Source organism: Candidatus Neomicrothrix sp., from assembly GCF_035329545.1.
GTDB classification, from domain to species: Bacteria; Actinomycetota; Acidimicrobiia; order Acidimicrobiales; family Microtrichaceae; genus Microthrix; species Microthrix subdominans.
Map to the genome: position 1 here is coordinate 42,021 of NZ_DAOLGP010000020.1, position 20,883 is coordinate 62,903.

Here is a 20,883-nt window from a genome sequence, read left to right on the forward strand (position 1 = left end):
GGGCGAGGGACGAACTGTGCCACGTCCCGAAGTGCTCACGCGTCGGGTTGGGTCTCGATGGCGTAGGTCTGGATCACCGTCACCAGGCGGGCCCGTACCTCGTCCGGACAGCGGGTTCGACCGCGCGTGGCGATCAGACGCTTCACCTGAAACTCGAAACCGAAGACGTTCTCACACCCGACACAGTCGCGCAGGTGCATCTCCAGCTGAAGGCGGCCCTCCTCGGACATCTCGCCGTCGACGTATTGGTACAGGCCGTCGAGCGCGCTCTGGCAGGGGTTGTCCGATCCCCCGTGCCGATGAGCGACAGGTTGGGACTCGACGGTTACCTCTTCGGCGCCGGATGCTTGTGCGTCGAACGGTTCAGCGTTGGGGCTGGTCATGGTGCACTCGGTGCGGTCGTCGGGGCGGATGCCTTGGTGTCGTCGGGGTCGGGGTCGGCCAAGCCGCGCTCGACTCCAAACGTGTGTAACGACTTCTGCAACGCCTTTCTTCCACGGTGCAGCCGACTCATCACCGTGCCGATGGGAATGTCGAGGATCTCGGCGATCTCCTTGTAGGAGAAACCCTCGACGTCGGCGAGCAACACCGGCACCCGAAAATGGTCCGGCAGCGCCTCCAACGCGTCGGTCACCTCACCCTCGGTGAACAGGTCCATCAGCTCGTCCTCGGCTGAACGCCCCCGCCGAGCCATCTCCAGTCCACCGAGACGGCGATACAGGAACAGGTCTTCCACGTCGGCCAGGTCGGACTCGTCGGGTCGACGCTGCTTGGACCGGTAGGAGTTGATGAACGTGTTGGTCAGAATGCGGAAGAGCCATGCGCGCAGGTTGGTGCCGGCCTCGAAACGGCCGTAGGCCCGATAGCCCTTCAGGAGCGTCTCCTGCAGCAGATCCTCGGCGTCGGCAGGGTTGCGGGTCATCCGCATGGCCGCCGAGTACAGGCTGTCCGCGTACTCCATGGCGTCGTCGGCAAAGGTGGCTTGATCGGCGATGCCAGACCCTAACTTGTCGGGCGCGACACACCGACCCGTTCGCCTGGGGATTCCCAGACGGCCGGGTCGGTGCTCAGCGCTTGAGTTCCTCTAGACCAGTTGACCTTCGCGGCGCCGGGGGGCGGTGCGGTGATAGCTGTGACGCCGGAGCCATGTTCCGCAACGGGAGCACTTGCTCGCCGTCCCTGCGGACAGGCCCTGGCACCAACGACACGCCGTTGTGTCATCCATGCGAGACCTCCTGGGTCTATCTAGTCGACCACTACCTTACGGCGGCGACACCAGCCCAGGTGACGCGGGATTCATCGCCGCGTCGCTGAATCACGGTCACATCGCCTGACGGCGCCGTCGGGAACAGCATCACCAGGGTGCATAGGGCTGGCTCGCTACGCCCGCTCAGACGACGAAGCGCAACAGGCCGGCCACCGGGCCGCCCTCGGGAATGTCCTCGGCGCGAACCGCCAGCACCGTGCCGCCGGCGAGCAGGACGCGTCGCGCGATCTCGTCGGTCACCCCGTAGTTCACCGCATCGTCGGCATCGGCCAGCGTGACCGCGCCGTCGTCGCCGATCGAGCCGGGGACGCTGGCATCGATGTCGACGAGCAGCGTGTCGACCGCGCCGTAGGTGGAGAGGCGGGCCAGGTCGGACACGTCGGTCGCAGTGCGCCCCTGCCCGCTGAGGTCACCAAAGCGGTCCGCCAACTCGGCGACCTGATCGGCGTAGACGTCGTCGAGGATCGCCCGTGCGGCGTCCGCCAGCTCGGCGTCGGTGCTCGTCTCGGGGTTGCCGTGCTCGCGCTCTTCGACCAGGTGGGGGTAGGTGTTGACCGACCGGTACAGCGCGGCCATCGGCTGGGACGCCGCCAGGATCAACGGCAGGTCCGAGCCGGTCAGCACCGTGCGCAACGCAGAGTCCACCTTGCGGGCGTAGGCGGCCTCGCGGGCACGGACGACCTTGTTGCCCGACGACTGCATGGCGTCCTTGGGCATGTCCTCGACCCGGACCTCCTCGGGGTTCCCTGAGGGGCCCGCCTCCAACAGCCGGACCGAACCCTGGGACAGCGCCAGGATCCAGGCCGCGTGGGGGAAGGTGACCGCACGCAGCAGCGGGGTGATGTGGAAGCGGTCCGACACCTCGACCATTGCGGTGAGGTGGTTGGGCAGGCGGTGGGTCTCGAAACGACCCGGGCTGGCGAAGATGGCCAGGCTGTCGGCCTGGTTGACCCAGAACTCGTCGTCGTCCTCGGCCAGGTGGGCCAGGTCGGCCTCGATGTCGGCCACAGCGTCGGCATCGGCGCCGGCCGCCTCGAGCTGCTCGACCGCCTGACGGGTCAGGTCACGCAACACCAGTCGATCACGGTCGGTCTCCTGGGTGATCCGGTGGGTCGGAAGGTAGATCGAGACACAGTGGTCGGCGGTGGCCGTCAACAGCTTCTCGAGCTCTTTTCCGGTGGGAATATCAGTGTGCAGCGCCATGCGGAGTGCGGTCCCTTGTCAGATGGGGGGAATAAGTGCGGCCAAACCTAATGGGTCCAGGCCTGGCTGCCAGCTTCGCCGCCCCAGATCGTCGTTGGGTCAGGCGATCCGACCGTCAGGGCCAACCCGACCTATCAGCGCACCCGCCCGCTCACGGTCCGGTCCGCTCTCGGGCGACATGGCGGTGGACGATGAACGCTGCGCCGAGCACTGCGATGAGGAGGACGGCGACAAGCACCGCGATCCACGGCGCGTTTCCCGTGCCGGTCCCCTCCTCCTCTCCGGTGCGACCTGTCGCGCCGGTCGCTGCACAGGCGGCCGGGCGAAGGTCACCCGGATCGACCGCCTCGGCCATGGCCCGATTGCCGGCCGGGCTCATGTGGAGGTGATCGCCGCCATCAAAGCTGGGGTCCAGCCGGGTGGCATCCACCGGATCCCGCAGCGCCGCGTCGAAGTCCACGATGGCGTCTGCCGGGGAGTTCGACCGGATCCAGGCGTTCACCTTCTGCCGTTCGGCCTCGATCTCCGGCGTGCCGTACGAGGTTGAACCCCCAACGGGCGTCAGGGTGCCGTGCACGATGTTGAGGCCCGCCTGGTGAAGTGACTGGATCATCTCGACGTAGCCGGAGATCAGCTCATCGGCCGTGGCGTTGGGGGTCTTGCCCAGATCGTTGATTCCTACGAGAAGAATCACTGTCGTCACCCCGGCCCGACCGAGAACATCCTGCTCGACTCGGCTGGCTGTGGAGGGACCGTTCGTGGCGATGTTGCCTCCGTCGGCGCCGTCTCGGAGCAAGCGGTTGCCGCTGATTCCAGCGTTGATGACGCCCAAGGGTTTGCCGGCCGACCGAAGCCGCTCGGCGAGAAAGTCCGGGTAACGCACGTTCTGATCGATTCCCTCCACGGTTTCGGGTCGACCGTCGGGCGCCTGCCCTTGAAACCCGTCGGTGATGGAGTCGCCGAGCGCCACCACGGTTCCAAAATCCCCGGTCGTTCTGACGTCGATGCCGGTCAGAAACGGGCGGGAGGTCGTCTTTTCGCTGAGCTTTGATCCTTCGACGTCAGTCGTTTGATCCCCGCCATTCGGAGGTGTCAGGTAGGACGCCTGGCGCGCGGTGTAGTGGATGGTGGGCATTGCGGCATCGCCGGCGACGAAGACGCTCACGGCGATCGACTGCCCGGACTCGAACGAGAACGCCACCGAATCGGAAACGGCGTCATCGCCGGCCGCCACCGTGACCGCCTTCTCGCCGCCGAACCGCACCTCTTCCAGTGACCCTGCGGCGACCGCAGGCCCCGTCGTCTGCACTCCGATCGTGACGCGATCGAACCTGACGGGCGCAGTCCCGAATCGGTTCGAAAGGTGAACTCGGGTCTCCGACCCGCCGGTGCTGGGCGTGGCGATCGCACGAACGGTCGAGTTGCGCACCTCGCCAAGCCGGTTCGCTGACGGATCGACCATCGAGGTCACGTCCTCGGCGCGCGACGCGTCCGAGGGTGGACCCGCCCAGACCGCTGTCCACCGCATGTCATCACACGAGATCTCGTCGGCGCCCGCCGGGTGCGTCGTCAATCCGAATGACACAACCGCGAACACGGTTGCGACCGCTGCTGCTGTGGCGACGTTGCGACGGCTTGTCGATCCGATTCGAGGCAATCGAACTCCTGACCTGCTCATGACGAGTCACTCCATGCACTTGGTGTGCGCTGGGGGGAACCGGTTGCGAACTCGACCATAGCCACACCCGAGGCCACGTCATCCAAGCACTTCCTGCCATGGGTTTCCGATGGCTGACCGGCGATGGCGTCGAAACCCCCTTCACCGCGAGTTGGCACGAAAAGGCGCCCAAGCGCATATTTTCCGCTCGGGCACAGGCCCTTCACCACCGATCAGGAGAATGAACATGAGAAAACTGTTGATGGCCACCTTCTGTGCCGCCCTCATGACCCTGGGATTCAGCACTACCGCTGGCGCTCAGAACGACCCGGGAACCATCGTTGACATCGCCGCGGCGGACCCGAACCTTTCCACTCTCGTCACGGCCGTCACCGAGGCGGACCTCGTCGATACCCTTTCTGGCGAAGGTCCCTTCACCGTCTTTGCTCCCACGAACGCTGCATTCGATGCTCTCCCCGCGGGAACCCTCGACACGCTTCTGGCCGATCCCTCCGGTGACCTCACCAAGATCCTGAAGCTCCACGTGATTTCAGGCGCAGTCGATTCCAAGGCTGCCATCGCAGCAGCGGGTGGAACCGTCGACACGCTCGGTGGCCCGGTCAGCGTTGAGCTCGACGGGGACAAGCTCGTCGTGGGCGGCGCAACCGTCATCACCGCTGACATCAAGGCCTCCAACGGCATCATCCACGTGATCGACGCGGTCATCACCGCCCCCGCAACGGAGGCTCCGACCTCGGTTCCGAGCGGTAACTCCGGTCTCGCCGCTCAGGGTGGCCCGAACGCCCTCCTGATCGCTGCGCTGGTCGCTCTGGCCCTGTCCGGTGTCGGCGTCTCGTCCTTCGCCCTGGTCCGCTCAGGCCGCAACCGCTAGAAGACCTGAAATTCGCCAAGAACCGGTAGGGGTGGGCTGTCCTTCCCCTACCGGTTTTTCGCGTACCGTGCGCTCAACCAACACCCGACTGACAGCCACCCAGAAAGGGCGCCGATGACGCATCTGCCGGCTCGCCTGCTGCTGGGGACGTCCCTGTCGCTTCTGATCGTCGTCATCGGATGGTCGTTCGCCAGTTCGGCGGAAACCCCGCGGTCGGACCTGGTGGGTGCCGAGTCGCCCCAACCGGAGGCCGCAGCGACCGTTCCGGTCCCCAAGGTCACCGCCGAGCCTGCCGCTCACTCCGCACTTCGCGTCGAGGGGGCGGACCCCGTGCGACTCGAGATTCCGGCTCTCGGAGTGGACGCTCAAGTGGTCGCTGTGGGCCGAAAGCCCAATGGATCGATGGAGTTGCCCGGCGCCACCCGGGCGGGCTGGTACCGGCCCGGAGCCAAGCCTGGAGAACTCTTCGGATCGGCGGTGATCGCCGCCCACGTCGACTTCAACGATGTTCGGGGCGTGTTCTTCGACCTCCGAAAGCTCGAAACGGGCAGCGAGATCGTCGTGACCGACGCCGATGATCAGCGCATCCGCTACATCGCAACCAATCGGTTCCAGGTGGATAAGGACGATCTGCAGATACCGGAGCTGTTCCGAACACATGTCGAACACGTCCTCACGCTGATCACCTGCGGAGGAGCCTTCAATACGGGCGAGAGCAAGTACCTCGACAACATCGTGATCCGTGCGGAGCCGGTCACCGCCTCCTGAACCGATCGCGGTGCGACCGGAGGTCGACAACCTCTCCGAGGATGGTCCCCAGCTGGTGTCCGATCGCACCCAGACGAGGCACACCGTGCCACCTGGAGCGCTCAGCCGCCCGGCCGCATCTCCCAGTCGAAGTCGACGCTCAATGGGTCGTGGTCGCTCAGCGGTTCGCCGTCGGGATCAACAAAGCGATCGCGCTCGAAGCTGTGGGAGGTAGGCGTCAACGTGATCCGGTTCGATGAGCGGTACGCCACCTTGTCGATGACGTCGACATCGTCGCCACACTCGACGGTGGAGCAGACGTCTCGCAACCCGGTCTCGGCGAGAAACTCCGCGTACTGCGTGGCATCGGGCTCCTCATCGGTGTGCAGGTTCCAGTCACCTCCGATGATCACCGGCCGGTCCGTCGAATGTTCCTCCAGATAGCTCGCCAGCAGGTCGAGGTCCTCGGCGCGTAAGGCATCGTCCTCGCCGCCGGCCTCGAGGTGCAACGTATACAGGTCGACGGCGATGGACTCGCCACCGCTTTGATCACCCCCGCCGCCGGCCTCGCCCTCGGCGCCCTCGCCACCGACGGCCTGCTCTGGATCGGATTCGAGCTCCATCGTTGTCTTGGCAAAACCTTTCAACGCCAGGCAGTCGGCCGCAGCTTCACCGCAGTTCGTCCAAGGCACCCGATCAAGATCCGGCGGGATGAGTCGGAAGTTGGACATCACGTTCAGCCCATCGCCGGTGATGGCGCTGCCCCGCTCGATCGGGTTGAGCGCTCCGGGCCCGGGGTGGGGCGTCGACATGTTCCTCTGAGGCGCATCGGCGCGCAACACATCGGTGTAGAAGCCGAAGTCCTCCTGGGTGACCACGACGTCGTAGTCGCCAAGCAGCTTGGAAATGGTGGGAGCGTTAGCCTCAGGGTTGCTCTGCGAGAGGCCCTCGGGCAGCCCCGCCACGTTGTAGCTCAGCAAGGAGAACGATCCCTGCCGATTGGCCGGGGAGTCCTCAGCGTCCGCATCCCCCGAGCATGCGCCCGTCGCGACCAGGCTGAGACAAATCACCATGGCAACCGTGCGGTTCATCGGCGCATACTTCCACATCAAAAGCCGTCCACAACGCCGATTGAGGAAGCCCTCTACTCCTTGGGCGGAGACGGCTTGGATGGTGCCCTCGGGCTGACCCAACCCTTCTACCCCTACCGGAGTCCTCCATGACCGATCACCCACCCGAAGTCCTCTTCGTCTGCGTCCACAACGCCGGCCGCTCGCAGATGGCAGCCGCTCTGCTCGCTCATCATGCCGGAGACACCGTGACCGTCCGATCCGCCGGCACCGCTCCGGCCGCATCGATCAACCCCGCAGTAGTCGAGGTCATGGCCGAGCTGGGGATCGACCTGCTCGCAGCAGGCGCTCGACCCAAGCGACTCGAGGACGCTGCGGTCGATGCGTCGGACGTCGTGATCACCATGGGGTGCGGCGACGAGTGTCCGTTCTACCCGGGCACCCGCTACCTCGACTGGCAACTCGATGATCCGGCCGGACAGGGCGTCGACGCGGTTCGTCCCATCCGCGACCAGATCGACCAGCGTGTCCGGGCCCTCCTGGCAGAACTCGTCCCCCAACCACCTGACCGGTCAACCTGACCGCTGGCAGGCCGCTTCACGACTCGGCAGGGCCGGGAGCGAGGGCGGCCGTCGGGTCGGTCGACGGAACAGGGCCATCTACGATCTGGCGGTGCTGATCGATGCCCTGCTCATGGCCAAACCCAACGAGGTGGCGAGCCGGGCCGAAGCCCTCGCCGCCGCCGGTGTCGACGGCATCTTCACCTTTGAGGGGCCCCACGACGTCTTCCTGCCCTTGATCCTCGCTGCAGACACCGGCTGCCACCTCTACACCAACGTGGCCATCGCCTTTCCTCGCTCGCCCATGCACCTCGCTTACACGGCGTGGGACCTGGCAGAGCTCAGCGATGGCCGCTTCTCGCTCGGCCTCGGCACCCAGATCAAGGCGCACGTCGAGCGGCGCTACGGGTCGACGTGGTCCAGCCCGGTGGGCCGAATGCGCGAGTGGGTCGAGGCCATCCGCGCCATCGGCCGGACGTGGCAGAACGGTGAACCGTTGGGGTACGTCGGCGAGCACACCCGCCACACCCTCATGACCCCGGCCTTCGAACCCGGGCCGCTGCCATCGGGCCCGCCGCCGATCTGGCTCGGCGCTCTCGGCCCGGCCATGACCCGGCTGGCCACGGCCGTGGCCGACGGAATGCTGGTGCACCCCTTCACCTCGGACCGGCATTTGGCCAACGTCACCCTGCCCCGCATCCAGGCCGGGCTGGAGGCGGCCGGACGACCCCGGTCCGACCTCACCGTGGTGGGGCAGGCCATCGTGGCGTGCGCCACCGACCCCGTCGCCCAGGCCGATGCGGACACCGCAGCCCGTTGGATGATCGCCTTCTACGGCTCGACCCCCGCCTATGTCCCGGTGCTTGAGACCGAGGGCCGCGACCACCTCCACCCCGAGTTGCGGGCGTTGTCCCGCGAGGGACGATGGAACGAGATGGCCGCCCTGGTCGACGACGACCTGCTCGACGCCGTCGTGCTCCGCGGCGATCCCGCGCAGGTGGCCACCCGGCTGGTTGCCCGCTTCGGTGACGACGTTGACCGCGTGGCCCTCAGCACCCCGGGCGGCATCACCGACGACGCCCTCACCGCCCTCGTCGCCGAGGCGCGCACCACCTTCGACCACACACCCAGAGGAGCTCGCAATGCCCGTCCCACTTGACGAATACCCGCTGCACCAGGTGCCGCTGTCGCTGGCGCACGTCGCCAGCACCGACCGCAACGCCTATGACCGCAGCTACTTCAACGCCCACAATCGCACCGACGAGCTGTTTCTGATCACCGGCTTCGGCGTGTATCCGAACCTCGGGGTCACCGACGCGTTCGCTTTGCTGCGACGCGGCGACCAGCAGAGCGCCGTCCACTTCTCCGACGCCCTCGGCGATGACCGCCTCGACCAACGCGTCGGCGCCTACCGCATCGAGGTCATCGAACCGCTGCGCAGCCTGAGGCTGATCTGCGACGACCCGTCGCTGGGCCTCTCGTTCGACCTGACGTGGGAGGGCTCGTTCGTACCGGTCGACGAGCCGGCCCACGTCATGCGCATTGGCCGCAAGGCCATCCTTGACGCCTGCCGCTTCGCCCAGGTGGGGACGTGGCAGGGAACGCTCGCCATCGACGGCGACGAGTACGCAGTCGACCCCGCCACCTGGGTCGGCACCCGCGACCGGTCGTGGGGCATCCGCCCGGTTGGCGAGGCCGAACCCGCCGGCAAACCGGCCGATCAGGATCCAAGCCTCCATTGGCTCTATGTGCCGTTGCGGTTCGACGACTTTGCGATCGTCGTGATCGTCCAGGAGCAGCCCGACGGCTTTCGCATCCTCAACGACGCCACCAGAATCTGGGCCGACGGCCGAATCGAACAGTTGGGCTGGCCGCGGGTCGACATCACCTACACGCCCGGCACCAGGCACCCCGAGCACGCGGTGATCGAGCTGACGACCGCAGACGGTCCGCTCACCCTTGAGGTCGACACGCTGCTCGGCGCACACATCCACGTCGGTGGCGGCTACGGCGGCGATGCCGACTGGGTCCACGGCCAGTGGAACGGTCCGAGCTTCTCCGAACGTCTCACCTACGACCTCTCCGAACCCTCGGTCGCAGACCGGATTCCGTTCGGGGTGACCGACCACGTCGCACGCGCCACCTGCGACGGCGCCGTGGGATGGGGCATGTTGGAGCACGGCTCCATCGGTCGCCACGACCCCAGCGGGTTCGCCGACCTCGGTTCGGTCGCCACGTAGCGCCCTTCCCGTTCTCGAAATCGACGGCTCGAAGGTCTGCACGGCCGTCGACCGAGGACCTCCAGGCCCGTCTTCGGCAAATAAAGCAATGCTGCTTGTTTGTTTTTGGACTCCGCGCGAGGCTGCTGGGAGCCACGACGGCTGACCGGTGGGGTGCGAGGGGAACGACTGATGAGCACGGGGCCACTGAGGATCGCCAACGCATCGGGCTTCTACGGCGACCGGTTCGACGCGGTCCGTGAGATGGTGACCGGCGGGCACATCGACGTGCTGACCGGCGACTACCTGGCCGAGCTCACCATGTTGATCCTTGCGATGGGCCGACTGAAGGATCCCAGCCGCGGGTACGCAGGCACGTTCGTGCGGCAGATGGAGGACTGCCTGGGCCTGGCGATGGACGCCGGCGTGAAGATCGTCGTCAACGCCGGCGGCCTCAACCCGGCAGGACTGGCCGACCGGCTGCGCGAGCTCTCCGGCATCATCGGCGTGTCGGCCCACATCGCTCACGTGGAGGGCGACGATCTGTTGCCCCGTGCGGACGAGCTTGGGTACGGCTCTCCGCTTGCCGCCAACGCCTACCTGGGTGCCTTTGGGATCGCAGCGGCGCTCAACCACGGGGCCGACGTGGTCGTTACCGGCCGCGTCACCGACGCGTCGCTGGTGGTGGGCCCGGCGGTGGCCCACTTCGGTTGGTCGATCGATGACCTCGACCCCTTGGCCGGCGCGGTTGCGGCCGGACACGTCATCGAATGCGGTACCCAGGCGACCGGGGGCAACTTCGCGCGGTTCACCGAGATCGCCGATCTGTTGCATCCGGGATTCCCGATCGCCGAGGTCTTCGAGGACGGCTCCAGCGTGATCACCAAGCACGACGGCACCGGTGGTGCAGTCACCCGCGACACGGTCACTGCGCAGCTGCTCTACGAGATCGGCGGTGCCCGCTATGCGGGGCCCGATGTGACGACACGGTTCGACACGATCCAGCTCGGTGACGACGGACCGGACCGGGTGCGGCTCAGCGGCGCAGTCGGCGAACCGCCCCCGTCCACGCTCAAGGTGGGGCTCAATACCCTGGGTGGACACCGCAACGAGGTGGTCTTCGTATTAACCGGCCTCGACATCGAGGCCAAGGCAGCGCTCGTGAAAGCCCAGATAGCCGATGCGGTCGACGCTGACATGAAATGGACCCTCGCCCGCACCGATCACCCGAACGCGGCGACCGAGCAGGAGGCCAGCGCGCTGCTGCAGTGTGTGGTTCGCAGCGACGACCCCGACGTTGTCGGCCGAGCCTTCTCCGGAGCGGCCATCGAGTTGGCGCTCGCCAGCTATCCCGGGTTCAACGTGACGGCGCCCCCGTCGAACGGGTCGCCCTATGGCGTGTTCACTGCGGCGTACCTCGATGCGAACGATGTCGACCACGTCGCAGTCACCGCAGACGGCATCCGCCACGCAGTTGCGGCGCCAACGACCGTGGCCGACCTTCAGCCCGTCGAGCACACCTTCGTCGCACCCAAACTCGACGAAGCGCTGCAGCCCGACGCGCCGTCGCGGGAGCTTCCCCTGGGCACGATCGCCCTCGCCCGCAGCGGGGACAAGGGCGGTTCGGCCAACATCGGCGTCTGGGTGCGCACCGATACCGAGTGGGCCTGGCTCGTCACGACGCTGACGGTCGACCGGCTGAAGGAACTGCTCCCGGAAACGGCCGGCCTGAACGTCACCCGCCACGTCTTTGCCAACCTGCGGGCGGTGAACTTTGTGGTCGACGACATCCTCGGCGAGGGCGTCTCCTCGAACGCAAGGTTCGACCCCCAGGCCAAAGCCCTAGGCGAATGGCTTCGTTCACGTCACGTTTCGATCCCAGAGGTACTGCTGTGAGCACACCCGACCCCAACGGCGCCAACCCGTTTGACACCCCTGAGCGCCACGAGCTGCGACGGACGGTTCGCCGCTTTGTCGAACGTGAGATCCTCGATCACCTCGGCGACTGGGAACGAGACGGGGAGCTACCTCGCTCGCTGCACCGCCTCGCCGGGGATCTCGGCCTGATCGGCCTCGGCTTCCCCGACCGGGTTGGCGGCGGCGGTGGGGACATCGTCGACGTGGTGACGATGGTGGAGGAGATGCACTACGCCGGCGTGTCCGGGGGCCTGATCGCTTCGCTCTTCACCGCCGGCATCTCGGCGCCCCACATCGCCAAGGCCGGGGACCCGTACCAGGTGGACCGTTGGGTTCGCCCGACGCTGGCCGGGACGGCAATCGGGTCGCTGGCGATCACCGAACCCGGCACCGGCTCCGACGTTGCCGGCATCCGAACCTCGGCGGTTCGCGACGGCGATCACTTCGTCCTCAACGGGGCGAAAACGTTCATCACCTCCGGTGTCCGGGCGGACTACATCACCACTGCGGTGCGCACGGGCGGCGACGGGGCTCACGGGATCTCGCTCGTCGTCGTCGACACCGACACCGAGGGGTTCGAGGTGACCCGCCAGCTCGACAAGATGGGGTGGCGATGCTCGGACACCGCCGAGCTGTCGTATGTGGAGTGCCGGGTGCCGGTCGCCAACCTGATCGGGCAGGAGGGCGGCGGGTTCGGCCAGATCGCCGACAACTTCGTCGACGAACGGATCTCCCTGGCGGTGCAGGCCTATGCGGCGGCGCAGCGGGCACTCGACATCACCGTCGAGTGGTGCCGAGCCCGGGAGACGTTCGGCCGACCACTGATCTCGCGTCAGACCGTGCAACACACCCTGACCAACATGGCCCGACGCATCGATGTGGCCAGGGTGTATACCCGTGACGTGGCCGCCCGGCATGCCCGGGGGGAAGCCGACCTGATCGCCGAGGTGTGCTTCGCCAAGAACACCGCCGTCGAGGCGGGCGAGTGGGTGGTCGATCAGGCGGTCCAACTTCATGGGGGAATGGGATACATGAGCGAATCCGAGGTGGAACGCCAGTACCGCGACATGCGGATCCTCGGCATCGGCGGCGGCACATCCGAAATCATGACCGGCCTGGCCGGCAAGCTCCTGGGGTACACCTCGTGACCACGCTCACCTCCACGCTCGACACCACCAGCGAGGAGTTCGCCACCAACCGGCAAACCCTCCTCGATCAGGTGGCCGACCTCGACGCCGAGCACGCCACCGCGGTCGGCGGGGGCGGCGCCAAATACACCGAGCGCCACCGGAACCGCGGCAAGTTGCCGGTTCGCGAACGCATCGAGCTGTTGTTGGACGAGGACTCGCCGTTCATGGAACTTTCGGGGCTCGCCGCATGGGGCAGCGACTTCGCCGTCGGGGCCAGCGTGGTGACGGGCATCGGCGTCGTCTCGGGCGTCGAGTGCATGATCAGCGCCAGCGATCCCACAGTGCGGGGCGGGGCGAGCAACCCGTGGACGCTCAAGAAGGTGCTGCGGGCCAACGAGATCGCGCTGACCAACCGGTTGCCGATGATCAACCTGACCGAGTCCGGCGGCGCGGACCTTCCGACCCAGAAGGAGATCTTCATCCCCGGCGGGGCCATGTTCCGCGACCTCACCCGGCTCTCGGCGGCGGGCATCCCGGTCGTCTCCCTGGTGTTCGGCAACTCCACGGCCGGCGGGGCGTACGTCCCGGGCATGTCGGACTACGTCGTGATGATCAAGGAGCGCTCCAAGGTGTTCCTGGCCGGCCCGCCGCTGGTGAAGATGGCAACCGGGGAGGACTCAAACGACGAGTCGCTCGGGGGCGCCGACATGCACGCCCGCACCTCGGGCCTCGCCGACTACTTCGCCGTCGACGAACACGACGCCATCCGGCTCGGCCGACGCATCGTCGCTCGCCTGAACTGGGACAAGCACGGTCCGGCCCCACGCCAGGCTGTCTCCCCACCACGCTACGACGAGGATGAACTGCTCGGCCTGGTGCCGACCGACCCCAAGATGCCGTTCGACCCCCGAGAGGTGATCGCCCGCGTCGTCGACGGGTCGGACTTCGACGAGTTCAAGCCGCTCTACGGTTCGTCGCTGGTCACCGGATGGGCGCAACTCCATGGCTATCCCATCGGCATTCTGGCCAACGCACGAGGGGTGCTCTTCAGCGAGGAGGCACAGAAGGCCGCCCAGTTCATCCAGCTGGCCAACCAGATCAACACGCCACTGATCTTCCTTCAGAACACCACCGGATACATGGTCGGCGAGGAGTACGAGCGGGGCGGCATCATCAAGCACGGCGCCATGATGGTGAACGCCGTCGCCAACTCGAAGGTGCCCCACATCACCCTGGTGATGGCCTCGTCCTACGGCGCCGGCAACTACGGCATGTGCGGGCGGGCCTTCGAGCCCCGCTTCCTGTTCAGCTGGCCAAACGCAAAGTCGGCGGTGATGGGCCCCCAACAGCTCGCCGGGGTGATCTCGATCGTCGCCCGGCAGTCGGCCGAGTCCCGAGGCAACCCCTACGACGAGGACGCCGACGCCGCCATGAAGGAGATGATCGAGGCGCAGATCGAGGCCGAATCGACGGCCAAGTTTCTGTCCGGCCGGCTGCTCGACGACGGGATCATCGACCCGCGAGACACCCGAACCGTGCTGGGGTTGGCGCTCTCGGCCATTCACTCGGCGCCCGTCAAAGGCGCCGACGGCTTCGGCACGTTCAGGATGTGATCCGGTGACCTCGTCAGAACGTTTCACCTCGCACCCCACGCCACGGCACGCCCGCAACACGGCACCCAACAACCCCGACGATTCGAGGGCCCAACGATGATCACCTCAGTGCTGGTCGCCAACCGCGGCGAGATCGCCCGTCGGGTGTTCCGCACCTGCCGAGACCTGGGCATCTCCACCGTTGCGGTGTTCTCCGATGCCGATGCCAACGAGCCCTTCGTCGCCGAGGCGGACGCTGCGGTGAGGCTGCCCGGTGACAGCGCAACCGACACGTACCTGCGGGCGGAGCTGATCATCGAGGCCGCACGGCGCTGCGGCGCCGACGCCGTGCATCCGGGCTACGGCTTCCTCAGCGAGAACGCATCGTTTGCCCGCCAGGTGATCGACGCCGGCCTCACCTGGATCGGGCCGCCGCCCGAGTCGATCGACACGATGGGATCCAAGATCGAGTCGAAGGCGCTGATGGCGGACGCCGGAGTTCCTGTGCTCGACCGGATCGATCCCGACGCGATCACCGAAGCGCACCTTCCCGTGCTCATCAAGGCGTCGTCGGGGGGCGGCGGACGCGGGATGAGGATCGTGACCGACTTGGCGTCGCTCTCCGACGAGCTCGAGCTCGCCTCCGCCGAAGCCGCGTCTGCGTTCGGCGACCCGACGGTCTTCTGCGAGCCCTACCTCGAGACCGGGCGCCACATCGAGGTGCAGGTGATGGCCGACCAAGACGGAACGATCTGGGCGGTCGGCGAACGGGAGTGCTCGATCCAACGGCGCCACCAGAAGATCGTGGAGGAAGCGCCGTCACCGCTGGTGGAGCGCGTCGATGGCATGCGCGACCGGCTCTTCGAGGCGTCGAGCGCCGCCACCGCTGCGATCGGTTACGTCGGCGCCGGCACCGTCGAGTTCCTCGCTGACGAGTCGGGAGCGTTCTACTTCCTGGAGATGAACACCCGGCTCCAGGTGGAGCACCCGGTCACCGAGGCGACCACGGGAACCGACCTCGTCGCACTTCAACTTCACGTGGCCGAAGGGGGCACCCTCGACGAGCATCCCCCGCCCACCGGCGGGCACGCCATCGAGGTGCGCCTGTACGCAGAGGACCCGGCGAACAGCTGGCAGCCCCAGAGCGGCACGCTGCATCGCTTCTCCGTGCCGGGCGTCGCCTCCGAGTTCGACCTGCCGCACGGCTTCGAGGCCGGTGCCGGTTCGGGGATTCGGCTCGACAGCGGGGTGGCCGACGGCTCCGTCGTCGGTACCCACTACGACCCGATGCTGGCCAAGCTGATCGCCTGGGCGCCCACCCGAGCCGAGGCGACGCGCCGCTTGGCCACAGCGCTGCGCAACTCCAGGATTCACGGCGTCGGCACCAACCGGGCGTTGCTCGTTCGCATCCTCGAACACCCGTCCTTCCAGGCCGGCGACACCGACACGGCGTTTCTCGACCGTCACGGTCTGGAGGTGCTCAGCGAGCCGCTCGCCGACGAGGGGGCGACCTCGGTCGCTGCGCTCGCCGCCGCCCTCGCGCTGGCTGCGCGAAACAGGCGCGACGCGACGGTGCTTGGTGGGTTGCCGAGCGGCTGGCGCAACATCGTGTCGCAACCCCAGCAGAAGTCGTTCCGTCGAGTGGGCGGGCCGGACGCCGGAGAGACCGACACGATCGAGGTGTCCTACCGGATCTCCCGCGACGGTCTGCTGGCCGTCGGTCACGACGATGTGCACCTGGTTTCGATGGAGCCGGATCGGGTGGTGCTCCGCACGAACGGCGTGCAACGCCGCTTTGAGGTCGCTACCTACGATCGCCTCGTGTCCATCGACTCGCCGCTCGGTCCGGTGGCGTTGGAACTGCTCAGCCGGTTTCCGAGCGCAGAGGACCACACGGCGCCCGGGTCGCTGCTGGCGCCCATGCCCGGCTCGATCGTGCGGATCGCCGTCGCCGAGGGCGACCAGGTCGGCGCCGGACAGCCGCTGTTGTGGCTGGAGGCAATGAAGATGCAACACCAGGTCACTGCGCCGGTCACCGGCACGGTCGCCGAACTGCACGTCACCGAAGGACAACAGGTTGAGGTGGGCGCCGTGCTCGCCGTCGTCACCGAGGAGGACACGTGAGCTTTACCGAAACCCCCGAGCAACTCGCGCTTCGCGAGGCGGTGGCCCAGTTGGGCGCCGCCTACGGCTACGAGTACATGGTCGGCAAGGCCCGCTCCGGTGGCGACATGGCCGAGCTGTACGCCGAGGCGGGCAAGCTCGGGTACCTGGGGGTCAACCTGCCCACCGAGTACGGCGGCGGTGGCGGCGGCATGTACGAGCTGGCGATCGTCGAGGAGGAACTGGGTACCGCAGGTTGCGGCCTGCTGATGATGGTGGTCTCGCCGGCGATCTGCGGCACGGTCATTGCGAAATACGGGACCGATTCCCAGAAGGACCGTTGGCTTCCGGGCCTGGCGGACGGATCCGAGATCATGGCCTTCGCCATCACCGAGTCCGACGCCGGATCGAACTCGCATCGCATCACCACCACCGCACGGCGCGACGGCGACGACTGGGTTCTCAGCGGGGCGAAGACCTACATCTCCGGCGTCGACGTCGCCCAGAACGTGTTGGTCGTGGCGCGCACCGAAGACTCCGCCACCGGCGCGCTGAAGCCGGTGCTCTTTGTCGTCCCCACCGACAGCACCGGGCTGGAGTACACCAAGATCGAGATGGACATGATCAGCGCCGATCACCAGTTCACCGTGTTCATCGACGACGTCCGTCTGCCATCGGACGCGCTCGTCGGCTCCGAGGACGCTGCGATCGACCAGCTGTTTGCCGGGCTCAACCCCGAGCGCATCATGGCATCGTCGTTTGCGATCGGCATGGCGCGTTACGCGCTCAACATCGCTGTCAACTACGCGAAGGAACGCGTCGTGTGGAGGGACAAACCGATCGGGTCGCATCAGGGTGTTGCGCACCCGCTCGCCCAGGCCCACATCGAGGTCCAACTGGCAAAGCTCATGATGCAGAAGGCGGCCACCCTGTACGACCAGGGCGACCACATGGGTGCAGGCGAGGCGGCCAACATGGCCAAGTACGCCGCCGGTGAGGCCGGAACACGCGCCGTCGACCAGGCGGTGCAAACCCTGGGGGGCAACGGCCTGGCCAGCGAGTACGGCCTCGGAGCGCTCATCGCAGCCTCCAAGCTGTCGCGTATCGCCCCGGTGAGCCGTGAGATGATCCTCAACTTCATCGCACAGCACAGCCTCGACCTGCCGAAGTCGTACTGATGACCACCGCATCACCCACCACCCCACCCACCGCAGACTCGCCGGTCGTCCTCCGCTCCGATGACGACAGGATCGCAACGCTCACGTTGGATTCGCCGGAGAACCGCAACGCGCTGAGCTCGCGGTTGGTCGGTGAACTCGCCGCCCACCTCTGCGACGTCGAGGCCGACGATGCGGTGCGCGCCGTGGTGCTCACCCACACCGGCAACACCTTCTGCGCAGGCGCCGACCTGGCCGAAGGAGCCCGCGAGGGCGGCCCGGCTAAGGGCGTGGCACGTCTGGTTGCGCTGTTGCGCCAGATCATCGAGCTGGACAAACCGGTGGTGGCGAAGGTGGACGGCAACGTGCGGGCGGGCGGGCTGGGACTGTTTGCCGCGTGCGACATCACCGTCGCCGGGCTCACCTCAAGCTTTGCGCTGACCGAGGCCCGCCTGGGGCTGTCCCCGGCGGTCATCTCGCTCACGGTGTTGCCGCGCCTGACCGACCGTGCGGCGTCGCGCTACTACCTCACCGGCGACCGCTTCGATGCGACCGAGGCAGAACGAATCGGGCTGGTCACGATCACCGCGGAGAACCCCGATGAGGTGGTGGGCGAGCTTGCAGCCTCGTTCCGAAGGTGCTCGCCCCAGGGCTTGGCCGCCTCGAAACAGCTCACCACCCACGCGATGCTCGCGACGTTCGACTCCGATGCCGAGCGCCTGATCGAGATGTCAGCAACGCTTTTCTCGTCCGATGATGCACAAGAGGGCATCGCGTCGTTCATGGAACGCCGACCGCCGCGCTGGGCAGAGTGACCACCACCGAACCACCGGCAAAGGGCCCCCAGCAGGATCGAAGTCGGGCGACCCGCCTTGCGTTGCTGGAGGCGGCCGTCGGCTGCCTCGCAGAGGTGGGCTGGTCTGGAAGCACCGTCACGGTTGTTGCGGAACGGGCCGGGGTGTCCCGCGGCGCGGCGCAGCACCATTTTCCCACCCGCGAGGATCTGTTCGTCGCTGCGGTCGAACACATGACCGAGGCCCGGGCCCTGGAGATCCGCCGCTACATCGAGGCCCAGGGCAACGAGACCATCTCGACCCAGCGCGTGGTCGAGATGGTCGTGGAGATGCACACCGGAGAGCTGTTTCAGGCGGCGCTTGCGCTGTGGGTGGCGTCCGCTGCCGAGCCCCAGCTGCGCAGGCGGGTCGTCACCTTGGAGACCCGCGTCGGCCGACAGGTGTACGGGGCGACGGTGCAACTGCTCGGCGTCGACGATCAGAACCCGGGGGTGCGCCCACTGATCCAAGCGACGATCGACATGGCACGCGGCCTCGGGCTGGCAAACCTGCTGGGGGACGACCGGCGACGCCGCTCACCCATTATCGCCCAGTGGTCGGAGCTGCTCGGTGGAGCGCTCGGCCGTGCAGCCGATGATGGTCGAACCGCACCCGACGCTTGACGGTCACGGTCGCCCGCCTGAGCCCGACCCCTGGCCGTCGCACATGCGGGCTTCGCTGAGCCCGACCCCGGGCGCATCGTCGAAGCGGCCGAGGCCGCCGAGGGTCGCCTCACCGCGGTGGCCACCTACCGGGATCCGACGCCGGTGTTGTCAGACCTGGTGATGCCAGAACGCCCCATCGGGCTAGGTCCTGTCGCCAAAGGGGGCCCGCGTGATGCTCCCGTAGCTGATGGCCTCCAGTCCGGTACCCGCAGCTGCAAAGCAGAAAATCGGCTGGTGGCGCTGGCCCGTCGCTGCGGTCACCGATGACCACACCCCGGAGGGCCTCGACCGTGCGTTGGCCACGACTCGCTGGGGGGAAGTGCGTCTACAAGGTTCCCGACAACGACTAGCCATCGGCACAGACCGTGTGGGTCAGCTTCGCCAACGGCGACCCCGTTGTTGACATCGCGGTAGACCAGATCGGCGACCTCGTCGATCTCGGCGCGCTGGGCCTCCGGATAGAGGTCGGGGGCTCCGGGGCGATGGTGCTCGGTCCACTCCGTCGAAAGGTCGAGGGTCATCTGCGGGTAGTCGTTGGTTACCACCTGGCCGCTGGGAACGTCGACGATGGCGGGCACGGTGATGCCCTTCGGGTAGCCGGGGAAGCGAGCCTCGAAAGCGTCCTCGAGCCGGGGGATTCCCAGCACCGGGTCGACACCACCTGGATCCAGGTCGAATCGCCAACTGCGTTCATCGTGGGTCGGTCCGGCGATGGCCATGGACAGAACCGGTTCGAGACCGAGCAGGCGCCGCACGATGATGGCGCGGTTGGCCCAGGGGCAGGCCCTGGCCACGACCAGCCGGTACCGGCCGGGCTCCACCGGCCAACCGTCCCCCCCATCGGCGGTGACCCGGTCCTCGATGTAGGCGGTGTCGCGCACGAAGGCGCCAGTTTCGTCAGCGAGGCCCCCTGCCTCGATCCGGGTCGGTCCGCAGCGTGGTCAGGGGCGGCGTCGTCGGTCATCTGTCGACGGTACCAACCCGTCCGACAGCGACATCCTTCGCGGAGACCGCAGATTGACCAACGCGAGTTCCGACTTGAGGTGATCGGCTATGGCGCGTTCGTTGCGTTGGCCGCGTACTAAAGGTCTACCCATGTTCCGGCGATCACTATGGCCTCATGGTCGACTACGCCGTCGCCCCCGGCCATCGGGGACATCGGTTGGCCGCTCAACTCACAAGCAAGGTTTCGGAGTGGATTACGGCCGAGGTCCCGGGTTCCCACGTCTTCATCGAGGTGTGCTCAAAGAACGCAGCGTCGATCGCTACAGCTCGCATCCTGAGTATGGCTGAAGTCGACGTGGGTGAGCAGGTTGGCTGCAACATCCACAGCGGAGGACTCCATCAGTGCGATCGGCGCGCTATCCGTTACTGCCTTGGTGCGCATTGAGGAGGTTGCGCCGGTCGGGACCGAGGTCACTGGGTAACTGCTCTGTTAGACGTGGACGATACTGAGGCCGTGGAAACGATTCGCAAAGCAGCGGCCTCAGCAATCCAGGTCGACAACGGCGTCGCAGTGAAACTCTGGCTCACGGACGATGCGGTGTCTGTTCAGCTCCCCCGCAGGCTCACTTGGCGAGAGCTACTGAGCAGCCGAGTCCAGGATGTGGTCCTCGTTGACGCTGAAACACTGGAAATTGACGGCTCGACCTTCCGCATTGATCCGCCAGACGACGCAGAGGACTTCTTTGCTGGCCGACGCCTCAGCGGACATCAGCGCCTCAGCGCCTCAGCGAAGTCCTTCACCAGCGCTGCCAGCAGGTCACCGCCGGCGTCGTCGGACTCCAGATGGTTGCGCAGCCAGCCGGCCGCGTCGATAGTGGTTGGGGTGGTGGTCATCGTGTCTCCTCAAGTCGTTGGTTGTGCTTCAA

At 67.0% G+C, this 20,883-nt stretch carries 18 protein-coding genes and 2 pseudogenes; 13 read left to right on the forward strand and 7 right to left on the reverse strand.

Annotated elements, in window-relative coordinates:
- Positions 1–35: 35 nt before the first annotated feature.
- From PKD89_RS12045 to PKD89_RS12060, 4 genes are all read right to left on the reverse strand, one after another.
- Positions 36–383 carry a zf-HC2 domain-containing protein gene (locus PKD89_RS12045; protein ID WP_289010558.1) on the reverse strand — a complete coding sequence of 116 codons (348 nt, stop codon included), beginning with the start codon at positions 381–383 and terminating at the stop codon, positions 36–38.
- Positions 380–961 (reverse strand): sigma-70 family RNA polymerase sigma factor, encoded by a 582-nt coding sequence (locus PKD89_RS12050; RefSeq protein ID WP_287379480.1) that lies wholly within the window; start codon positions 959–961, stop codon positions 380–382. Before PKD89_RS12050 ends, PKD89_RS12045 begins: the two co-directional genes overlap by 4 nt.
- A gap of 429 nt (positions 962–1,390) precedes the next feature.
- The gene (locus tag PKD89_RS12055) at positions 1,391–2,470 is read right to left on the reverse strand and encodes a hypothetical protein (RefSeq protein ID WP_289010557.1); all 1,080 of its coding nucleotides are present in this window, start codon (positions 2,468–2,470) and stop codon (positions 1,391–1,393) included.
- 151 nt (positions 2,471–2,621) lie between these two features.
- Positions 2,622–3,932, reverse strand: a complete 1,311-nt coding sequence (locus tag PKD89_RS12060) for an SGNH/GDSL hydrolase family protein (RefSeq protein WP_324332465.1) — start codon at positions 3,930–3,932, stop codon at positions 2,622–2,624.
- A gap of 325 nt (positions 3,933–4,257) precedes the next feature.
- Here PKD89_RS12060 and PKD89_RS12065 point away from each other — a divergent pair, with 325 nt between their 5' ends.
- Complete coding sequence (locus PKD89_RS12065) at positions 4,258–5,019, forward strand: fasciclin domain-containing protein (RefSeq protein ID WP_287379476.1); 762 nt, start codon at positions 4,258–4,260, stop codon at positions 5,017–5,019.
- Between the two features lie 114 nt (positions 5,020–5,133).
- The gene (locus PKD89_RS12070; RefSeq protein WP_289010555.1) at positions 5,134–5,787 is read left to right on the forward strand and encodes a class F sortase; all 654 of its coding nucleotides are present in this window, start codon (positions 5,134–5,136) and stop codon (positions 5,785–5,787) included.
- Positions 5,788–5,888: 101 nt separating this feature from the next.
- On the opposite strand, the gene PKD89_RS12075 is transcribed toward PKD89_RS12070, so the two are convergent.
- Complete coding sequence (locus PKD89_RS12075; protein WP_287379474.1) at positions 5,889–6,857, reverse strand: hypothetical protein; 969 nt, start codon at positions 6,855–6,857, stop codon at positions 5,889–5,891.
- Between the two features lie 128 nt (positions 6,858–6,985).
- On the opposite strand from PKD89_RS12075, the gene PKD89_RS12080 reads away from it, so the two are divergent.
- The 10 genes from PKD89_RS12080 to PKD89_RS12125 all read left to right on the forward strand — a co-directional run bounded on the left by PKD89_RS12080 (position 6,986) and on the right by PKD89_RS12125 (position 18,970).
- Complete coding sequence (locus PKD89_RS12080; RefSeq protein WP_289010554.1) at positions 6,986–7,417, forward strand: arsenate reductase ArsC; 432 nt, start codon at positions 6,986–6,988, stop codon at positions 7,415–7,417.
- A 91-nt stretch (positions 7,418–7,508) separates the two neighbouring features.
- Positions 7,509–8,555: a TIGR03617 family F420-dependent LLM class oxidoreductase gene (locus PKD89_RS12085; RefSeq protein WP_289010553.1), complete on the forward strand. Its 1,047-nt coding sequence runs from the start codon at positions 7,509–7,511 to the stop codon at positions 8,553–8,555.
- Positions 8,539–9,636 carry a hypothetical protein gene (locus PKD89_RS12090; RefSeq protein WP_289010552.1) on the forward strand — a complete coding sequence of 366 codons (1,098 nt, stop codon included), beginning with the start codon at positions 8,539–8,541 and terminating at the stop codon, positions 9,634–9,636. Before PKD89_RS12085 ends, PKD89_RS12090 begins: the two co-directional genes overlap by 17 nt.
- A 171-nt stretch (positions 9,637–9,807) precedes the next feature.
- Positions 9,808–11,511: an acyclic terpene utilization AtuA family protein gene (locus PKD89_RS12095; protein WP_289010551.1), complete on the forward strand. Its 1,704-nt coding sequence runs from the start codon at positions 9,808–9,810 to the stop codon at positions 11,509–11,511.
- Complete coding sequence (locus PKD89_RS12100) at positions 11,508–12,680, forward strand: acyl-CoA dehydrogenase family protein (RefSeq protein ID WP_289010550.1); 1,173 nt, start codon at positions 11,508–11,510, stop codon at positions 12,678–12,680. The genes PKD89_RS12095 and PKD89_RS12100 overlap by 4 nt, the downstream gene beginning before the upstream one ends.
- The gene (locus PKD89_RS12105) at positions 12,677–14,275 is read left to right on the forward strand and encodes an acyl-CoA carboxylase subunit beta (RefSeq protein WP_287379468.1); all 1,599 of its coding nucleotides are present in this window, start codon (positions 12,677–12,679) and stop codon (positions 14,273–14,275) included. Before PKD89_RS12100 ends, PKD89_RS12105 begins: the two co-directional genes overlap by 4 nt.
- A 96-nt stretch (positions 14,276–14,371) precedes the next feature.
- Positions 14,372–16,378: an acetyl/propionyl/methylcrotonyl-CoA carboxylase subunit alpha gene (locus PKD89_RS12110; protein ID WP_289010549.1), complete on the forward strand. Its 2,007-nt coding sequence runs from the start codon at positions 14,372–14,374 to the stop codon at positions 16,376–16,378.
- The gene (locus PKD89_RS12115; protein WP_289010548.1) at positions 16,375–17,535 is read left to right on the forward strand and encodes an acyl-CoA dehydrogenase family protein; all 1,161 of its coding nucleotides are present in this window, start codon (positions 16,375–16,377) and stop codon (positions 17,533–17,535) included. Before PKD89_RS12110 ends, PKD89_RS12115 begins: the two co-directional genes overlap by 4 nt.
- A complete protein-coding gene (locus PKD89_RS12120; RefSeq protein WP_287379464.1) occupies positions 17,535–18,329 on the forward strand; it encodes an enoyl-CoA hydratase family protein in 795 nt (264 codons plus the stop codon). The genes PKD89_RS12115 and PKD89_RS12120 overlap by 1 nt, the downstream gene beginning before the upstream one ends.
- Positions 18,317–18,970 (forward strand): TetR/AcrR family transcriptional regulator, encoded by a 654-nt coding sequence (locus PKD89_RS12125; RefSeq protein WP_349257349.1) that lies wholly within the window; start codon positions 18,317–18,319, stop codon positions 18,968–18,970. The genes PKD89_RS12120 and PKD89_RS12125 overlap by 13 nt, the downstream gene beginning before the upstream one ends.
- Before the next feature lie 431 nt (positions 18,971–19,401).
- Here the strand turns inward: PKD89_RS12125 and PKD89_RS12130 are convergent.
- A pseudogene (locus PKD89_RS12130) lies at positions 19,402–19,976 on the reverse strand (glutathione S-transferase family protein); the annotation flags it as partial.
- A gap of 150 nt (positions 19,977–20,126) precedes the next feature.
- Here PKD89_RS12130 and PKD89_RS19960 point away from each other — a divergent pair.
- Positions 20,127–20,402 (forward strand): annotated as a pseudogene (locus PKD89_RS19960) (GNAT family N-acetyltransferase); the annotation flags it as partial.
- A gap of 323 nt (positions 20,403–20,725) precedes the next feature.
- Here PKD89_RS19960 and PKD89_RS12135 read toward each other — a convergent pair.
- Entirely contained in the window at positions 20,726–20,851 is a 126-nt protein-coding gene (locus PKD89_RS12135) for a hypothetical protein (protein WP_289010546.1), read from the reverse strand.
- Positions 20,852–20,883 lie beyond the last annotated feature (32 nt).

Excerpts from the sequence above, each read along its gene's own strand:
- PKD89_RS12065 (WP_287379476.1), top strand. The coding sequence starts at position 4,258 with ATGGCTGACCGGCGATGGCGTCGAAACCCCCTTCACCGCGAGTTGGCA.
- PKD89_RS12050 (WP_287379480.1), bottom strand. The coding sequence starts at position 961 with ATGGAGTACGCGGACAGCCTGTACTCGGCGGCCATGCGGATGACCCGC.
- PKD89_RS12120 (WP_287379464.1), top strand. The coding sequence starts at position 17,535 with ATGACCACCGCATCACCCACCACCCCACCCACCGCAGACTCGCCGGTC.
- PKD89_RS12095 (WP_289010551.1), top strand. The coding sequence starts at position 9,808 with ATGAGCACGGGGCCACTGAGGATCGCCAACGCATCGGGCTTCTACGGC.
- PKD89_RS12080 (WP_289010554.1), top strand. The coding sequence starts at position 6,986 with ATGACCGATCACCCACCCGAAGTCCTCTTCGTCTGCGTCCACAACGCC.
- PKD89_RS12060 (WP_324332465.1), bottom strand. The coding sequence starts at position 3,932 with ATGGTCGATCCGTCAGCGAACCGGCTTGGCGAGGTGCGCAACTCGACC.
- PKD89_RS12135 (WP_289010546.1), bottom strand. The coding sequence starts at position 20,851 with ATGACCACCACCCCAACCACTATCGACGCGGCCGGCTGGCTGCGCAAC.
- PKD89_RS12090 (WP_289010552.1), top strand. The coding sequence starts at position 8,539 with ATGCCCGTCCCACTTGACGAATACCCGCTGCACCAGGTGCCGCTGTCG.
- PKD89_RS12110 (WP_289010549.1), top strand. The coding sequence starts at position 14,372 with ATGATCACCTCAGTGCTGGTCGCCAACCGCGGCGAGATCGCCCGTCGG.
- PKD89_RS12055 (WP_289010557.1), bottom strand. The coding sequence starts at position 2,470 with ATGGCGCTGCACACTGATATTCCCACCGGAAAAGAGCTCGAGAAGCTG.
- PKD89_RS12070 (WP_289010555.1), top strand. The coding sequence starts at position 5,134 with ATGACGCATCTGCCGGCTCGCCTGCTGCTGGGGACGTCCCTGTCGCTT.
- PKD89_RS12075 (WP_287379474.1), bottom strand. The coding sequence starts at position 6,857 with ATGAACCGCACGGTTGCCATGGTGATTTGTCTCAGCCTGGTCGCGACG.
- PKD89_RS12045 (WP_289010558.1), bottom strand. The coding sequence starts at position 383 with ATGACCAGCCCCAACGCTGAACCGTTCGACGCACAAGCATCCGGCGCC.